The organism is Herpetosiphon sp. NSE202, from assembly GCF_042688385.1.
GTDB lineage: Bacteria > Chloroflexota > Chloroflexia > Chloroflexales > Herpetosiphonaceae > Herpetosiphon.
Map to the genome: position 1 here is coordinate 366,148 of NZ_JBHUPY010000007.1, position 15,602 is coordinate 381,749.

General features: G+C 51.0%; 14 protein-coding genes. 7 read left to right on the forward strand and 7 right to left on the reverse strand.

Features of this window, described 5'->3' with window-relative positions; genetic code table 11:
* The first annotated feature begins 7 nt into the window (after nucleotides 1-7).
* A complete protein-coding gene (locus ACFMKP_RS11190) occupies nucleotides 8-1,222 on the forward strand; it encodes a S1C family serine protease (RefSeq protein ID WP_382291823.1) in 1,215 nt (404 codons plus the stop codon).
* A 165-nt stretch (nucleotides 1,223-1,387) separates the two neighbouring features.
* Here ACFMKP_RS11190 and ACFMKP_RS11195 read toward each other — a convergent pair whose 3' ends face one another.
* The gene (locus ACFMKP_RS11195; RefSeq protein ID WP_382291825.1) at nucleotides 1,388-2,200 is read right to left on the reverse strand and encodes a hypothetical protein; all 813 of its coding nucleotides are present in this window, start codon (nucleotides 2,198-2,200) and stop codon (nucleotides 1,388-1,390) included.
* A gap of 159 nt (nucleotides 2,201-2,359) precedes the next feature.
* On the opposite strand from ACFMKP_RS11195, the gene ACFMKP_RS11200 reads away from it, so the two are divergent.
* Nucleotides 2,360-4,561 (forward strand): ATP-binding protein, encoded by a 2,202-nt coding sequence (locus ACFMKP_RS11200; RefSeq protein WP_382291827.1) that lies wholly within the window; start codon nucleotides 2,360-2,362, stop codon nucleotides 4,559-4,561.
* 6 nt (nucleotides 4,562-4,567) lie between these two features.
* On the opposite strand, the gene ACFMKP_RS11205 is transcribed toward ACFMKP_RS11200, so the two are convergent.
* From ACFMKP_RS11205 to ACFMKP_RS11230, 6 genes are all read right to left on the reverse strand, one after another.
* Nucleotides 4,568-4,813 (reverse strand): hypothetical protein, encoded by a 246-nt coding sequence (locus ACFMKP_RS11205; RefSeq protein ID WP_382291829.1) that lies wholly within the window; start codon nucleotides 4,811-4,813, stop codon nucleotides 4,568-4,570.
* Nucleotides 4,814-4,888: 75 nt separating this feature from the next.
* On the reverse strand, nucleotides 4,889-5,152 hold the full coding sequence (locus tag ACFMKP_RS11210) for a hypothetical protein (protein WP_382291831.1): 264 nt from the start codon (nucleotides 5,150-5,152) through the stop codon (nucleotides 4,889-4,891).
* A 1-nt stretch (nucleotide 5,153) separates the two neighbouring features.
* A complete protein-coding gene (locus ACFMKP_RS11215) occupies nucleotides 5,154-6,032 on the reverse strand; it encodes a PhzF family phenazine biosynthesis protein (protein ID WP_382291833.1) in 879 nt (292 codons plus the stop codon).
* Nucleotides 6,033-6,158: 126 nt separating this feature from the next.
* Complete coding sequence (locus ACFMKP_RS11220) at nucleotides 6,159-8,243, reverse strand: response regulator (protein WP_382291835.1); 2,085 nt, start codon at nucleotides 8,241-8,243, stop codon at nucleotides 6,159-6,161.
* 83 nt (nucleotides 8,244-8,326) lie between these two features.
* Nucleotides 8,327-9,535, reverse strand: a complete 1,209-nt coding sequence (locus ACFMKP_RS11225) for a glycosyltransferase (RefSeq protein WP_382291837.1) — start codon at nucleotides 9,533-9,535, stop codon at nucleotides 8,327-8,329.
* 3 nt (nucleotides 9,536-9,538) lie between these two features.
* On the reverse strand, nucleotides 9,539-9,955 hold the full coding sequence (locus ACFMKP_RS11230; protein ID WP_382291838.1) for a hypothetical protein: 417 nt from the start codon (nucleotides 9,953-9,955) through the stop codon (nucleotides 9,539-9,541).
* Between the two features lie 19 nt (nucleotides 9,956-9,974).
* Between ACFMKP_RS11230 and ACFMKP_RS11235 the strand changes: the two genes are divergently transcribed.
* The 5 genes from ACFMKP_RS11235 to ACFMKP_RS11255 all read left to right on the forward strand — a co-directional run bounded on the left by ACFMKP_RS11235 (nucleotide 9,975) and on the right by ACFMKP_RS11255 (nucleotide 15,175).
* Nucleotides 9,975-10,739 (forward strand): inositol monophosphatase family protein, encoded by a 765-nt coding sequence (locus tag ACFMKP_RS11235; RefSeq protein WP_382291840.1) that lies wholly within the window; start codon nucleotides 9,975-9,977, stop codon nucleotides 10,737-10,739.
* Nucleotides 10,740-11,206: 467 nt separating this feature from the next.
* Nucleotides 11,207-11,779 carry a GNAT family N-acetyltransferase gene (locus ACFMKP_RS11240; RefSeq protein WP_382291842.1) on the forward strand — a complete coding sequence of 191 codons (573 nt, stop codon included), beginning with the start codon at nucleotides 11,207-11,209 and terminating at the stop codon, nucleotides 11,777-11,779.
* Between the two features lie 84 nt (nucleotides 11,780-11,863).
* Nucleotides 11,864-12,868: a CAP domain-containing protein gene (locus ACFMKP_RS11245; RefSeq protein ID WP_382291844.1), complete on the forward strand. Its 1,005-nt coding sequence runs from the start codon at nucleotides 11,864-11,866 to the stop codon at nucleotides 12,866-12,868.
* 73 nt (nucleotides 12,869-12,941) lie between these two features.
* Nucleotides 12,942-13,970, forward strand: coding sequence for a CAP domain-containing protein (locus ACFMKP_RS11250; RefSeq protein ID WP_382291846.1), 1,029 nt, complete (start codon nucleotides 12,942-12,944; stop codon nucleotides 13,968-13,970).
* Nucleotides 13,971-14,053: 83 nt separating this feature from the next.
* Nucleotides 14,054-15,175, forward strand: a complete 1,122-nt coding sequence (locus tag ACFMKP_RS11255) for a glycosyltransferase family 4 protein (protein WP_382291848.1) — start codon at nucleotides 14,054-14,056, stop codon at nucleotides 15,173-15,175.
* Nucleotides 15,176-15,602 lie beyond the last annotated feature (427 nt).

Sequence of the window (15,602 nt, forward strand, 5' to 3'; positions counted from 1 at the left end):
GTTTTGCATGAAGCAACGCAGCATGCGTGTTTTGATTCCAGCATTTCTTATTCCACTAGGGCTTTGTATTCTGGGCAGTATCTTGATTTGGATTTTTGCGCCAAATGAGCAAGCAACTCCTGAGCAAAGTACAAATCCTAATACAACTCTGTCAGCTGAGCCAACGCCAGTTGCCGTCAGCCCGGTTAATACCACCCCAAGCAATGATCTTAGCGATGAGCAAGCTCGTATCGATTTGTACAAGCGGGTTGGGCCTGCTGTCGTGAGCATCGATACTGAAGTTGCTGGCGAAAGCAGCCAAGAAGTAACCCAAGAGGCGCTTGGCTCAGGCTTTTTGGTCGACGATCAAGGCCATATCGCCACCAACAACCATGTCATCGAAGGCGCTACCCGCATTTTTGTCACCTTCTCCGATGGTCGCCAAGTGCCAGCAAGCTTGCGCGGCGCTGATCAAGATAACGATATTGCGGTGATTAAGGTTGAGGCCGAGGAAGTAAGCAGCATCGCGCCCATGGTTTTTGGCAACTCGCGCGAGGTGCAAGTTGGCCAAGATACGATTGCAATTGGCAATCCTTTTGGCTTGCAAAATACCATGACCTTGGGGATTGTCAGCGCGGTCGAAGGGCGTTCGTTGCCTGGGCGCACCTTGGCCAATGGCGGCCAATTTCGCATCAGCCGCATCATTCAGACCGACGCGGCCATTAACCCTGGCAATAGCGGCGGCCCTTTGCTCAACAGCAACGGCGAAGTGATTGGCATCAATACCGCGATTCGGGTCAGCGATCCGACGGCTGCACCAGCCTTTGCTGGGGTTGGCTATGCTGTACCTGCAAATACGGTCAAAATCATTGTTGAAGATTTGATTAAAACTGGCAAGCACGATTCGGCCTATTTGGGCGTGAGCATGCTCACGATTAGCTCGCAATTGGCGGAAGAATTGAAATTGCCAGTCAATCAAGGTGCACTCGTCACCAATGTGGTTGTCGATGGCCCCGCCGATCAGGCAGGCATTCGCTTGGGCACCAACAGCATCCAAGTTGAAGGCGCTGAATTGATTATTGATAGCGATATTGTGACCGCCTTCAATGGCGAACGCATTCGCTCAAGCGACGATCTGATTGCTCATATCAACGATTCGCGGGTTGGCGATAAAGTTAATTTGACGATTATTCGGGGTGAGCAAGAGCAAACAGTCGAGGTAACCTTGGGGGCACGCCCTTAAAACGCAGTGGTTAGCCCAATCTTATCACCCCAAGGGGTGATCTTTCGAGATTCTGGATCGCGAGCCGTATCTTTTTTGCAGGCTGCACGGTTTCCCTTATGCCAGACCTCTCCACACAGCAAACACGGGCGGGTGCAATCGACTGATAGCACCCGCCCGATGTTTTTAGCTATTAACCCATATCAGCCCACGTTGCTGTTGCATGGCTAAAAGCGCCAGATTACGGATAAACGCTAAACCCAATGCCTCAAACGCCACATTCGGAAAATATTCTGCGCGCAAATCTTGATTCCAAAATGTTTTTAGGGCTTGCTGCATCGCTTCTAAGCTTGGTTTGATCGCTGGTAGCTCAAGTTTTGATAGGTGGTAGGCTAAACGTGCAGTTTCTGCTGGATCAAGCCAGCCATGAATCCCTTCTGCTGAGCCACCCCAACCATAGCCAATAACCCAGCCCCGTTGGCCCAAACGATTCAATAATTGATAGGCTGGATGTGCAGGCTCCATGCCTTGTTGCTCCAACCAAGCCTGATAAAAGCGCATGGTAACGGTGCGCCCAACAAACATGCTTGGCCCTAAACACAGCAGATCAACAACTTCAGCGAAGAGCAACATCAGATCATCAGCCACGCCCTGCTGCCGACTCGTGTGCAGCGGACATTGATTGATCTCAACACAGTTGCTTGAACGACAAGCACGCTCTTTCCATTCGACAAACCATGCTTTAGCGCTTTGATGCTGGCCATTCCAAGCCCAATCGTGATCAAGGTAGCTGCAATGCGCTTGGAAATCAGCGCCATGCAAAAATTTAGCCGCATAGTGCTCACGATAGGCAGGAAGCATCACGTTATTGCTGCCCTGAATAATCGCGCCCAGCCATGGGGCCGCAACGCCCGTTTTGATAAAGGCTTGGATAGCGGGCACAACCAATTCACGATAAACCTGATAATCAAAAAGATGTACCTCTGCATCAGATCCCATCTGCTTCTCCTTTCTAGCCGAGCAACCAATCACAAAAATTTGCCTAGCTTTTGGCGATTCTCGCGCTATAATTAAACACTCAAACGTCGCAACCTTGATCAGCCCAACGCCCAATTCCACCCTACGCGAAAACCCCTAACTAGCATCCTGGAGTTCATTATGCAGCATCTCCCCCAGTATTCGACCAGTTTAATTGGCCGCAGCCGCGTCGTTGCCGCCCTCGCTGACCTATTTCAACAGCAAGCTCAGCGCTTAGTTAGTTTGATTGGAGCCAGCGGCACTGGCAAAACGCGGCTTGGGCTTGAAGCTGCCGAAACTATTCGCGATAGTTTTGTTGATGGCTGCTACTTTATCAATCTTGCCCCAGTTGATGATGCTGTGTTTGTGCTGCCAACGATTGCCCACACTTTGGGCGTGCATGAAACCGCCAATCAATCGTTGCTTGATAGTTTGATTAATTTTTTGCAGGGCAAGCGGGTGTTGTTAATGCTCGATAATTTCGAGCAGGTTAAACAAGCTGCGACTGAGCTAAATCTCTTGATCGAAGGCACCGATCAAGCCCAATTTATGGTAACTAGCCAAGTGGCCTTGGGCTTGGCGAATGAATATGAGTTCAATGTGCCGCCGCTGGAAGTGCCCGACCAAGCGCAGCTGCCTGCAAGTGAATTATTGGCATATTCAGCAATTAGCTTGTTTGTTGATCGAATGCAAGCGATCCAGCCGCGCTTTGTGTTGAGCGATACCCAAGCCAAAGCTGTGGTCGAAATTTGTCGGCTGGTGCATGGCTTGCCCTTGGCGATTGAATTAATTGCCGCTCATAGCTCAGCGCTCTCACCAAGCGACTTATTGCTTTTGGTCCGCAACTATTTGGCTCTAGGGCGCGGCGCAACGATTGCCAAACCAAGCAGACATCATGTGCTTTATCCAGTGCTCGATTGGTGCTTTAGCCGTTTATCTGCGCCCCAACAAACCTTATTTAGTCGCTTGGGAGCCTTTAATGGCGGTTTTTCCAGCGATGCGGTGATGGCGCTGTACCAAACCGCAGGCGAATTTCCCACAGCGGTTGATTCGGGGCTTGCCAGTTTGCAGCAAAAACATTTGCTGTTGCAAGAAACAATGCCTGGCCAACAGCCACGCTACATCATGCTCGATGCAGTGCGTAAATATGCCCATCAGCGTTTGCGCAAACGCAAAGAGGCCCAGCAAATCGAACTTTATCACGCCACCTACTACCGCGATTTGAGCGTGAGCGCCAAAGAAGAGTTGGGCGGCCCCAACAACGAATTCTGGACCAATCGGCTGCTCAGCGAGATTCATAATATTCGGGCGGCGCTGCAATGGGCCTTGAGCCACAACCAAGCGAATCTGGCCTTGCAACTCAGCAGCAATTTGGTGCGCTTTTGGATTCGCCAAGGCTACTTAAGCGAAGGCCGGCGCTGGATCAGTACCGCATTGGAACAGCAAACCAATGCCGAGCCAGCGACGGTGCGCACAGGTTTGGCTTCAGTCGGCGCGATCGCTTGGGTTCAAGGCAGTTATCGTGAGGCCAATACCTATCTCGAAACCGCCTTAGCAATTGAATCAACTAATCAGCATGAAACCGCCCGTTTGCTCAATACCTTGGGTTTGGTAGCCTACAACCAAGGACTTCACGAGCAAGCTAGTGCCTATTTTGAGCAAACCTTAGCCCTCTATCTAGAACTCTATCGAGAACGTGATGATCAAGCAATGATTGGAATTACGCTCAACAATCTGGGCTTGATCGAAATTGATCGCGGCAATTTAGCGGCGGCGCGCCAAATTTATGCTGAAGTTTTAGCCCTTCTTCGCCCAGCCAATAACCCGTTTAATCTCATCATGCCGCTGAGCAACCTTGGCTTGATCGCGATTCTCGAAGAACGCTATGCTGAGGCCGAGCCATTGCTCGAAGAAGGCTTGGCGCTTTGCCGCGCGCATCGCGATTACAACGGCTTAGGCTATTTTCTGACCAACTTAGCTGCCTGTTTGGCTGGCCAAGGCCGCTTTGAGCGTGCGCGCGATTGTTTGATTGAAGCCTTGGTTGTGCGTAACAATGCACAATCACAAAGTGGCATCGTGGAGGGAGCCAAAACCGCCAGCGAAATCTTGCTTAAGGCTGGCTTGGCGGAAGCGGCAGCACTGGCATGGGGCTATGCCAGCGCCAGATTTGCCGAACTGCAAGCAAATCCAGTTTGGTACGACGAGCGCCAACAAACCATGATCGAAACTGGATTAACCACGACTCTTGGCAGTGAGCGCTTTGCAAGCCTCAAACACACTGGCGCGCAACAAACGATCGACGAGCTGATTAATCTGCTGCAAACTGCGAAGTTTATGCAGTAAGCAATGTTATGGGTGATAATTTAATGTTGTGCCATCAGCAAGCCAGCGACAACGATTCCATTTGGCTTTAATTGCTGCGACTTTTGGCTTATTAGGCACATATTCAGCATCCTGAATAAAATAAGCCCCAGTTGCATAGCATTCTTCGATTGCCGCCAACATCGTCGTTAATGAATCATAGATCTGTGCAGAACTATGATGGCAGAACCAGATTGAGCCATAAGCATCACGGGTTGCATCCATTTGAACCATATAGTATTCGCCCATAAAATCAAATAATGGGAATAAAAATGGTTCATAGGCTTCAGATCCAATTTCTCGATTGGTTTACATCAAGTCCTGATAAATTTGATAAGCAGCTTCGATCGAGAGAAAGTGATGATAATAGAATAATTGGGTATCTTCATTATTCGTTCCGTTATGCCAGGCATAGAGTTCGAGAATCTCTGCTGGTAGAAGAAACGGTATCACACTGGCAATTTGTTCAGGGCTATAGGCTGGCTGTAAGGCAGTTAATAATTCAGGATCAACTTGCGCCGTATAGTTGGTAATTGATTCAAGCAACTGTTGAATACTTGCTGTTTGCGCCATACTAGATCTCAACCTCCAGCGTTTGCATAACTTTGGCCTGCCCACCAGCCAATAAACTCTGAATTGCTCCATCAGCCAGTTTGATTTGCACTTCGATCACGCTTGGCGAAGCTGGTTGCATCAGCCAACCTTGCTCGATCAAAAAGTTGGTTTGCTGCAAGCCTAGTTTATCGTACAAATAACAGGCCAGCGGGCCAGCAGCCATGCCAGTGCCTGCCTCCTCGCGAATGCCATAGCGCGGCGCGAACATACGCGTGCCCGCCGAGCGGCCAGCCTGTTTGGTCGCGGGCGTAAACACATAGTAGCCAATCAAATCGAGTTGCTCGCTGATGTGTTGGATTTGCACAAAATTTGGTTGCAATTCGGCAAGGGTTTGCTCGCTCGCCAGCCCAATAATCAAAAAGCTATTGCCGGTATTGACCAAGGTTGGCAAACTCCCGCTCAGCAAGGCATCGCTGCCGAGATTGAGCGATTGCAAGGCTTGTTGCGCGATGGAGTCGCTTAGCTCAAACTGCTGGTAGCGCGGTGCTACTTGCTGCATAAAAGCCTGATCATCAGCCACAATAATCTCGCGCAGCCCATCGATGGTTTCTTTGGAAAGCTGGCCCGCAGGCACGCGTTTGAGCTGGCGCAAAAGGCTAAATGTGGCGATTGTGGCGTGGCCGCAATGGGCAATTTGGCGAGTTGGGGTAAAAAATTCAAGTTTAATCGTGGCAACATCCGATGCGCTGACAAAGGCTGTTTCCGATAAACCAACCTGCTGCGCAACCGCCAATTTCTGTTCGGTCGTTAGGCCATCGGCCTGCAACACGACCCCTGCTGGATTTCCGCCGCGAGCGCCATCAATAAACGCATTGACAATCTGAACTTCAAGCTGCATGTGGTTCCTCAATCAACACAAGAATTTTAAAATGAGTATACATCAAACGCACGCAGCCACGCCGATCTAGCCTGCGGCGCTAATCGGCGTGCGGCAATCTCCATTTTGAAGCTAGGTGGGTTTTGGCTAATGGCGGGTTTTGGTGGACGAAACGCTATTGATTGTGCGTTGCAAATCGCTGAGTGTAAATGGTTTTTGCAAAAAGCCAGCCAAACCGTCATTCAACAAGGGATCAAGCATCGAATCGACGCTATAGCCACTCATTAACACAATCGACACATCGTTGCGAATGGCGCGCAAGCCATGGGCCGTATCGATGCCATTAAAGTGGGGCATCGTCAGATCGAGCAACACCAACTGATATTCGTTGGCATGCTCGCGAAAGGCCTTAATTGCACTCTGGCCATCACCAAATCCGCGCACAGTTAGGCCTAAACGTTGCAGCATGCGCTCAGTGACCATCCGAACTGCTGGTTCATCGTCGATCAGCATAACCAGATTGTGCACTGATTGAACAACATCGTTCGATGCTGCGGGGGTTGGCTGTAAAATCGAATGTGGTGGTAATAACACCGTAACCTCCGTTCCCATTTGGGGTTGGCTCCACACGGCAATCGAGCCATGATGAGCGCGTACCATGCCTAAGACTGCGGCTAAGCCAAGCCCGCGTCCGGCAAATTTTGTGCTGAAATAGGGATCAAACATCAGCCCTTGGGTGTGGGCATCCATGCCAACGCCGTTATCACGAATACTCAGGGTGATATAGCTGCCTGCGGGAAGTTTGGGCAAGCCAGTAGCGGTATGCGGAGCTTGAGCATAGGTTTGGAGCTTGCTGGTAATTTGAATTGCGCCAAACCGATGATCGATCGCCTCAATACTATTTTTGAAGATACTCAAGATGATTTGGTTCATTTGATTAACATCGCCCTTGAGTAGCCCCAATTGATCATCAAGCTCATAGGTTATGTTGGTCGTCGGGTGCGCCTGCTCACTAAACGTCGGGGTTAGCTCACGCAGTTGCGCATTCAGATCGACAGGACTACTGACAAAGAGGCTGCTTCCGGTATAGGCGACAATTTGCTGGGTTAGCTCTGTAGCACGAATTGCGAGGGCTTCGATCTCTTGCAGTTGCTGGTAGATTGGGTGGGTTGGAATGAGATCGAGCAATCCTAGGCTAACATTGCCCCGAATGCCCATCAAAATATTATTGAAATCGTGGGCAATTCCGCCGGCGAGCAGGCCAAGACTTTTGCGTTTTTCGCGTTCGTTGGCAAGTTGTTGGGCAGCTTCACGTTGTTGGATGGCCGTATGATCGCGAATTACTATCTGTACCGCTGAGTTACCAGCAAAAGTTATGGGAATAATCGTCAACCTTAGGGGGATTTCTGAGCTTTTAGTTGGGTCGTAGCGCAGTTCATGGCTCAGCGGCTGTTTGGTTGCCAGTGCTTGCTCAAACAGTTTTTGCACGGTATTCGAGCTTGGTTCAAGCATGCGCGCGAGATCGCTACCAAGAATTTGATAGCAGTTTTCAAAGCCAAGCAAGGCGATGCCAATCGCATTGATATAGACAATTCGGCCTGCCTGTTGTACCACAATCCCATCGGGCATGGCATCGAGCATGGCCCGATAATGTTGGTCAATCAGGCTATTTGGTCGCCAGAGCGCCGCTTGACCAAGCGCATTGCTCACTTGGCGACACACATTGATCAACAGTGCAGCATCTGCTTGATTAAAGGTATCAACGATGCTCTCAATCATCAACACGCCCAATAATTGCTGTCCAACCATCAGGGGAACGCAAATCGACGATTGGATATGCGGATGACTGCGAATAAAATCGGGATCTTGATCAACATAGGCCACCAAATAGGCTTGTTTGGTGCGAGCGCAACGGCCAACAATCCCCTGTTGAAAGCTCAATTGCTCAGGATTATGGCCAAAACCATGCTGGCATTGGAGTTGCAGCATATCGGTGTGCGCTGCATAAATGCAAATGAAACTATTCGCAAAGCGCTCAGCAAGCACCGTTACAAGCTGGCGATAGAGCATATCCAACGGCAAGTTTTGACCTAAAATTGATTCAATCTGTTCCAGCAGTCCATTACGATCAACGTCGGGCTGAACAGCGTCGGCGGCATATTCATATTCATGGCGAGCAGGATTAGGATGTGGGGCTACAGTCGGCTGTTCGCTGGCGTGGTGCGAGTCCATACGTCCTCCCCAAATCAGGATGGGACACAACGACAGAGTATAGAGGCATGGTTCCCGACAGTCTATAGTTCTTTTAGTGAGTCTTACCCATGACTTATTTCGCCCCACGCTTGTTGTAAGCGCATCGTAATTGCCTGCCAATCGTAGTTAGCGGCCACGAAGCTGCGCGCAGCAATGGCGAGGCGTTGCGCCAATTGGCGATCGTGGAGCAGTTTGAGGGTTGCTTGGGCAAATGCAGGGGGCGTATCGGCCAGCAAACAATGCTGATTTGGCACTAAGCCAGTTACGCCATCAGCGCCCATGGTGGTGGAAACGAGGGGAGTTTCGGTGGCCAAGGCTTCGAGCAATTTGAGCCGCACGCCGCCACCCATGCGCATTGGCAGCACAAACACCGCAGCTTGGTTGAAATAGGGCTGCACGCTTGGCACATTTGGCATAATGTCGATCACGCCAGGCTGAGCCAGTTGCAACACCGCCGCAGTTGGTGCTCGCCCAACAATTACTAATTTGGTTGCTGGCCGTTCAGCGCGAATTAATGGCAGAACTTCCTGCACAAACCAGCGCAATGCATCGACGTTTGGCCGAAAATCTAAGCTACCAGTAAAAAGCAACGTATTCGGGTCGAATTCGCGGGGCTGGCTTGGGCTAAATTGCTGGCTATCAACGCCATTCGGAACCACATGCAGCTGCTTGGTAACGCCTATTTTTTGCAACATCGTGCGATCTTCTGGCGAAACCACATAGGTTTGATCAAGCTGGTTGCAAACCAGCCGTTCGTAGCGCGCCAATTTGCGCCATTGAATCGCCGAATAGAGCGCAGCATGCCAGCGCTTGGGCTGTTGGCGGTCGGTTTGGGCCGCACGTTGTTGCAACAGATATTCAGCATTCCATTGATCGAGGGTTGCGGGCACGCCCCAGCGTTGCGCTTGCAAAGCATATTGCGCCATTTCGATGCTTTCAGCTTGGACTAAATCGAAGCGATTGGTATTGAGCAAGCTGGCCAAGGCCGAGCGAAACATCGCCGAAGGCGCGCGCAAGGCCATATCAGGCAACGGTGAAGCGAGCGTCGTCCAAGCGCGTTTGGCAAGGCTGCGTTGCGGCGCAGGAATCAACGTTAAGTGGCAATATTGATTGAGTGGTTGGGAGGCGGCACTAGCTTTATGGCTTGGCGAGAGGCTTAAACACCATAATTCATGCTGGCTGCTCAGCTCGCGCATCAGCTGAAACATGCGTTGGGTGCCACCACTATTGGCGGGGTAAGCAGGATATGGCGTGAGAAATAAAATCCGCATAGGTTACTCTGGGGTATTACACAAAAAGAACTGACGATCGCGGCCTGCATGATAGGCAAATTGCTCGCCACCCACCTCTAACACCACGCGAAAACCAGGTGTAAGCACCGCCTTGCCAATCCCGCCATTATCGGCACAGCCAAGATTGCTCGCAGGCCAGGTAACGGCTTCATCAACCAGCACCTTAATTTGCGCGCTAGAAGCACCAAATTGAGTCTGATGCAGGCTGATCACAGTTTGCGAGTTAATAGACTCAGGCCCACTGGTCATGACTGGCTCCTGAATAGTAACAAATGGTGGGTTAATCGGTGGTAAGCGTTGATCAACATTGCCACAGCCAAATAAAAGCCATGGGCTTGCCAGCAGAGCGATGGTACAATTGAGTCGCTGTCGCCAACGACGAGAGCATGGATTTTTCATAGCCCAAAGGATACCACAAATGCGAAGTCATGCGATTGCCATTGCCAAAGCAGCAGGTCAAATTCTGCGCGATGGATTACGCAATGAGCGTCAAATTCAACATAAAAGTGCCAGCATTGATTTGGTGACCAATATCGATTTAGCCAGCGAAAAATTGATTGTCAGCAGCATCCACGAACACTTTCCCGAGCATCGGATTGTGGCCGAAGAATCAGGCGACGATGGCCGTAGCGCCGAATATTGCTGGGTGATCGATCCGCTTGATGGCACAACCAATTATGCCCACGGCTTTCCCTTCTTCGCGGTTTCAATCGCCTTGTTGCATAACAATCAACCAACAATCGGCGTGGTTTACGACCCCTGGCGCGATGAATGTTTTGTCGGCGAGCGCGGGGTTGGCGCATGGCTCAACGATCAACCATTGCATGTCACCAGCACCAACACGGTTGATGCAGCCTTGCTCAGCACTGGCTTTCCCTACACAATTCGCAGCAATCCCGATAACAATATCGCTGAATTTACCAAGATTGTGCTCAAAGCCCAAGCAATTCGGCGCGGCGGGGCAGCGGCCTTAGATATTTGCTACGTGGCGGCTGGGCGTAGCGAAGGCCATTGGGAACTTGGCCTCAAGCCGTGGGATACCGCAGCAGCAGCGGTTATTTTGACTGAAGCTGGCGGCAAACTCAGCACATGGACTGGCGCAGAATGGAATCCATGGATTGATCGCTTGGTGGCGACCAACGGCGCGGTGCATGCCGAGTTGGTTGGGCTGCTACAAGCTTAATTCAATATTTTAGCCGACAAAGCTCTTGCGCGGTGCAAGAGCTTTTTTATTTCAACCAAGCCTAATCACCGGAAAAGCCGATAAAACACAATTCATGCGGCTGCTCGTTTTCGTAGGCAGTGATGATAAAGCCTTGCCAGCGCTCGTGATGGTCTTAAATAGCCGACTCGTGGGCGATAATTTGGGCTTTGGTCGGGCGGGTCGTGCCAAAAATTTCGCGTTGGGCTATTAGACTATTTGTAATGGTTCATTTTAACGACGGTTTGCCCTCTCACCCCCTAGCCCCCTCTCCCGCCCGCGGGCGAGGGGGAACCGCTGAATCAGTGCTCCCCTCGCCCGCGTTTAGTGGGAGAGGGGCTGGGGGTGAGGGAATAACGTATTCAAGCTATTAAATTATTTGTTGTTCACGTTAAACTGTGCGATCATCGAGCGTAATGGTGATGAGATTTTCACTCTGAGGAGTTTGCATGCAGATTCAAGGGCAACGCTGTATGTTGCGCGATTGGCAGCTGAATGATTTGGCGCTTTGGGGCGATTGGCTACGGCCTGAACACGAGTGGCAACGTTGGGATGGCCCCTATTATCCAGGCCCAACGCTGGCTGAAATTCCAGAGTTGGTGGCCCAGAAGCGGGCAATAATTGAGGCCGCCGAATGGCCCAACCCACGCATGAATTTGGTGATCGCCGACCCAGCAACCGACCAATTGTTGGGCACAGTCACCAGCTATTGGGAAAGCATCGAGACCAACTGGCTGTGCTTGGGCATTGCGATTTACGATCCGGCGTGGTGGCAACGTGGGATTGGCCGCGAAGCCTTCGGCTTATGGATCGATTATCAATTTGCTCAACGCCCGGAGCTTGTGCGGCTCGATTTGCGCACATGGTCGGGCAACCAGCGCATGGTCAAATTAGCAACTACGCTTGGTTTTCGCCAAGAAGCCTGTTTTCGCAAAGCGCGGATCGTCGAAGGCCACTATTACGATGGCTTAGGCTTTGGCATCTTGCGCGAGGAATGGCACGATTTTATTAAAAGCATGTAAAAATAGTTCTAAAGATCTATAGCCAATTCAGCCTAGCTCTGTGATAGTACCCTGCATCATTCTTTATTCTTCAGGAGTATTTGTATGCAGGGTATTTCGGCTTGGTTGCGCGCAAACCAGCGTTGGGTCATTATTAGTGCGCTTATGTTTGGCTTGGTTGGTTCTGTTGCGGGACAAGCTCCACAAACGATTGCTGGCGGCAGCATGAACTATCTGCCAGTTGTCATGTCCAACCCGCTGCTTGATATTCACAATCGCCAATCAGTGGTCAATTTTTATACCAATTATTATAAAGTTGGCATGGCTACAGGCTGGACGGGCAATGCCAGCACCTGCACGCCTGGCACGACCAGCCAAGCCTTCCGCGACAATGTGCTAGCCCGCGTTAATTATTTTCGGCTTTTAGCAGGCATGGGCACTGTTACTTTTGATCCAGTGTTGAATGCCAAAGCGCAGCAAGCAGCCTTGATGATGAGCCGCAACCGCACCCTCAACCACTATCCGCCAAGCACATGGCTGTGTTATACGGCCGAGGGCAAAGAAGCAGCTGGTAAATCAAATTTAGCTGGCGGAATTACGGCCAATGGTGTTACCGCGATTGAGCTATATATGGACGATAGTGATGAGCCAACTGTGGGGCATCGGCGTTGGTTGCTGTACACGCCAACCCGCAAAATGGGCACTGGCGATGTCGATGGCCAAAACGGCACAATTGACGCTAACAGTTTGTGGGTCGTTGGCAATACTGGCCCGCGCCCAGCCACCCGCACCGAATATATCGCTTGGCCGCCGGCAGGCTTTGTGCCATTTAGCCATGTCGTCAAACGCTGGTCATTTAGCTTGCCTAGCGCTAATTTCGCCAATGCAACGGTTACGATGCAAAAAGCCAATCAACCGCAAGCCACCACGATTGTTTCGCGCAGCAGTGGCAGCGGTGATAATGCACTTGTGTGGGATGTTGCAGGCTATATCCACTGGCCTGCGCCTGCAACCGACGTTACCTACACGGTCAATGTAAGCAATGTGGTGCATAACGGCCAAACGCGCTCATTTAGCTACCAAGTCACCGTAATTGACCCAAATCGTTAGGGCAGATGGGCTATAGCCAAAATGCCAAATATTTGTCAAAATTCATTAACGAATCAATCAATGGAGGCATGGTATGCAAGTGGCACACGACAGGCCGCGCAAGCGCTGGCTGGGTTTGGTTATTGCAAGTTTGGTGTTTTTGGGCATCGTTGCCCCGCTTGCAGCCCAAGAACCCCAAGCAATTACTGGTGGCAGCAAAACCTATTTTCCAGTCGTCACCTCGAACCCTGAGCTTGATATTCACAATCGCCAATCGGTTGTCAATTTTTATACCAATTTCTATTTGCCCAGCAATAATGTTACCGATGGCTGGACTGGCAATCAAGCCACATGTGATGCTGGCACAACGAGCCAAGCCTATCGCGATGCGATTCTGCTACGGGTCAATTATTTTCGTAAAATGGCTGGCCTCGCCGCCGTCACCCTCAACGCAAGCTACAACAGCCAAGCTCAACAAGCAGCATTAATGATGAGTCGCAACAATAGCCTCAACCACAATCCGCCAACCTCGTGGGCTTGTTATACCACCACTGGCAAAAATGCCGCTGGTAAATCGAATCTCTATTTAGGCCAACTCGGGCCAGGCGCAATCACGGGCTATATGCTCGATCCTGGTGCTGGCAATAGCTCTGCTGGGCATCGGCGCTGGATTCTGTATCCCCAAACCAAATCGATTGGCACTGGCGATGTGCCAAGCCGCAGCGGCTACGCTGGCTCGAACGCCTTATATGTGATTACCAGCGATTTTGGCACAGCACGGCCTGCCACCCGCACCGAGTATGTGCCTTGGCCGCCTGAAGGTTTTGTGCCCTATCAAGTCGTGTTTGGGCGCTGGTCGTTCGCCTTGCATAATGGCAATTTTACCAATGCGACTATTAGCATGCGCCAAGGCAGCACGACGATTCCAGTTACCAAAGAAACCGTTGCCAATGGCTACGGCGAAAATACCATCGTTTGGATTCCGCAGGGCTATAACCATAGCTCAAGTTGGGGCAATCCGGGTGCAGACACAACCTACACAATTACAATTGGCAATGTGATTGTCAATTCGCAAACACTCAGCTTCACCTATAATGTGACCGTGATTAATCCAAATCAATAGTTACCTTTTCAAATTAAAATCGCCAATTCAGACCGACAGTAGCCATTGGTTGCTGTCGGTCGTGATCTATGTTGGAGGTAGGTGTGGCTGCTAAAATTGCCTTTATTCGCAAGGGTCGCTGGCCGCTGGCCAATGTGCGAACTGCCGAAACCTTACGTACTCAATTTCCCGAATATGAACTGCGTGAGATCGATTTAATTCCTATCATTCGTCGCAAGCCTGCACTGGTTGCATTAAACGGCTGGTGGACGTTACGTCAATACGCTGGCGATTTGGCCTTGCGTCGGCGCGGCCCCAAAGATGCCTTTTTAATTACCAGTTATATTTTTAAAGCTGTCAAGCATTTGGTTGCCGATTTGCTGCGCGATGATGAGTATGTATTCAGTTTTCAGATGCAATCATTATTTGATGCCAGCGTGCCAAATATCCCTCATTTTGTCTATACCGACCATACCTTGTTGGCAAATCGCCAATATCCGGGCTTTAATCCAGCCTCACTCTATCACCCAGACTGGATGAAATTAGAGCCAACAATTTATCAAAATGCCAAGATAGTCTTTACACGTTCGAATCATGTTTCGCGTTCGTTGATCGAGGATTATCATTGCGAGCCGGAGAAAGTGCGCTGTGTTTATGCTGGCAGCAATGCACCAGTCATCAGCGAAGCGCCAGATCCTGCGCGCTATGCTAGCCAAAATATCGTCTATGTTGGGATAGATTGGGAGCGCAAAGGTGGCCCCGAATTGCTGCAAGCCTTCGCCCAAGTGCGGGCGGTTTATCCCAATGCAACCCTGACAATCATCGGCGCAACCCCGCAAACCAACCAACCTGGCGTTGAGGTCATTGGGCGAATTCCGGTGGAGCAATTGCCGCAGTATTACCAACGAGCTGCCGTTTTTTGCATGCCCACCAAACTTGAGCCATTTGGGATCGTGACGATTGAAGCGATGAATTATTGGCTGCCGGTAGTTTCGACCAACCTTGGAGCCATGCCCGACTTTATTGAGCACGATCGCAATGGCTATTTGGTCGAGCCAGGCACCGTTGATCAACTAGCAACCGCCTTGATCAAGTTGGTCGGCGATCCTGAACGCTGTCGGCGTTTTGGCGCGCGCAGTGTCGAAATTGCGGCCCGCTATCGCTGGGAAGCGGTCGGTTCGGCCATGCGCGAGGCGATTATCCAGAACATAGAGCATAGAGCATAGAACATAGAACATAAACCGCGAAGGACACGAAGAGCACGAAGGGCGAGGGGTCAGGAATTTGCTTTTAACGCAGAGGCGCAGAGAGTAAGGATTGGGAGCTGGGGATCAGGGGTCGGGACGCTTGGCTATCGGCTTTTGGCTGAAGGCTATGGGATTAGGAGCCGGGGGTCAGGGGTCGCTTACAAGGGTAGGTTGTTAAGATCCCCTCACCCCAACCCCTCTCCCGTGGCGCGGGCGAGGGGCTTTAACGTGCTGGTTCTCCCACAATTCCTTGGCGAAACATGGTCGGCTCCCCCTCGCCCGCGTTCAGTGGGAGAGGGGGTTGGGGGTGAGGGAACGCTCCACTGCCGACCAATCGCTCAAAACCTACCCTTGTAAGGTCAGGGGTCGGGGATCGGGACGCTTGGCTTTGGGCGAACGGAAGCAT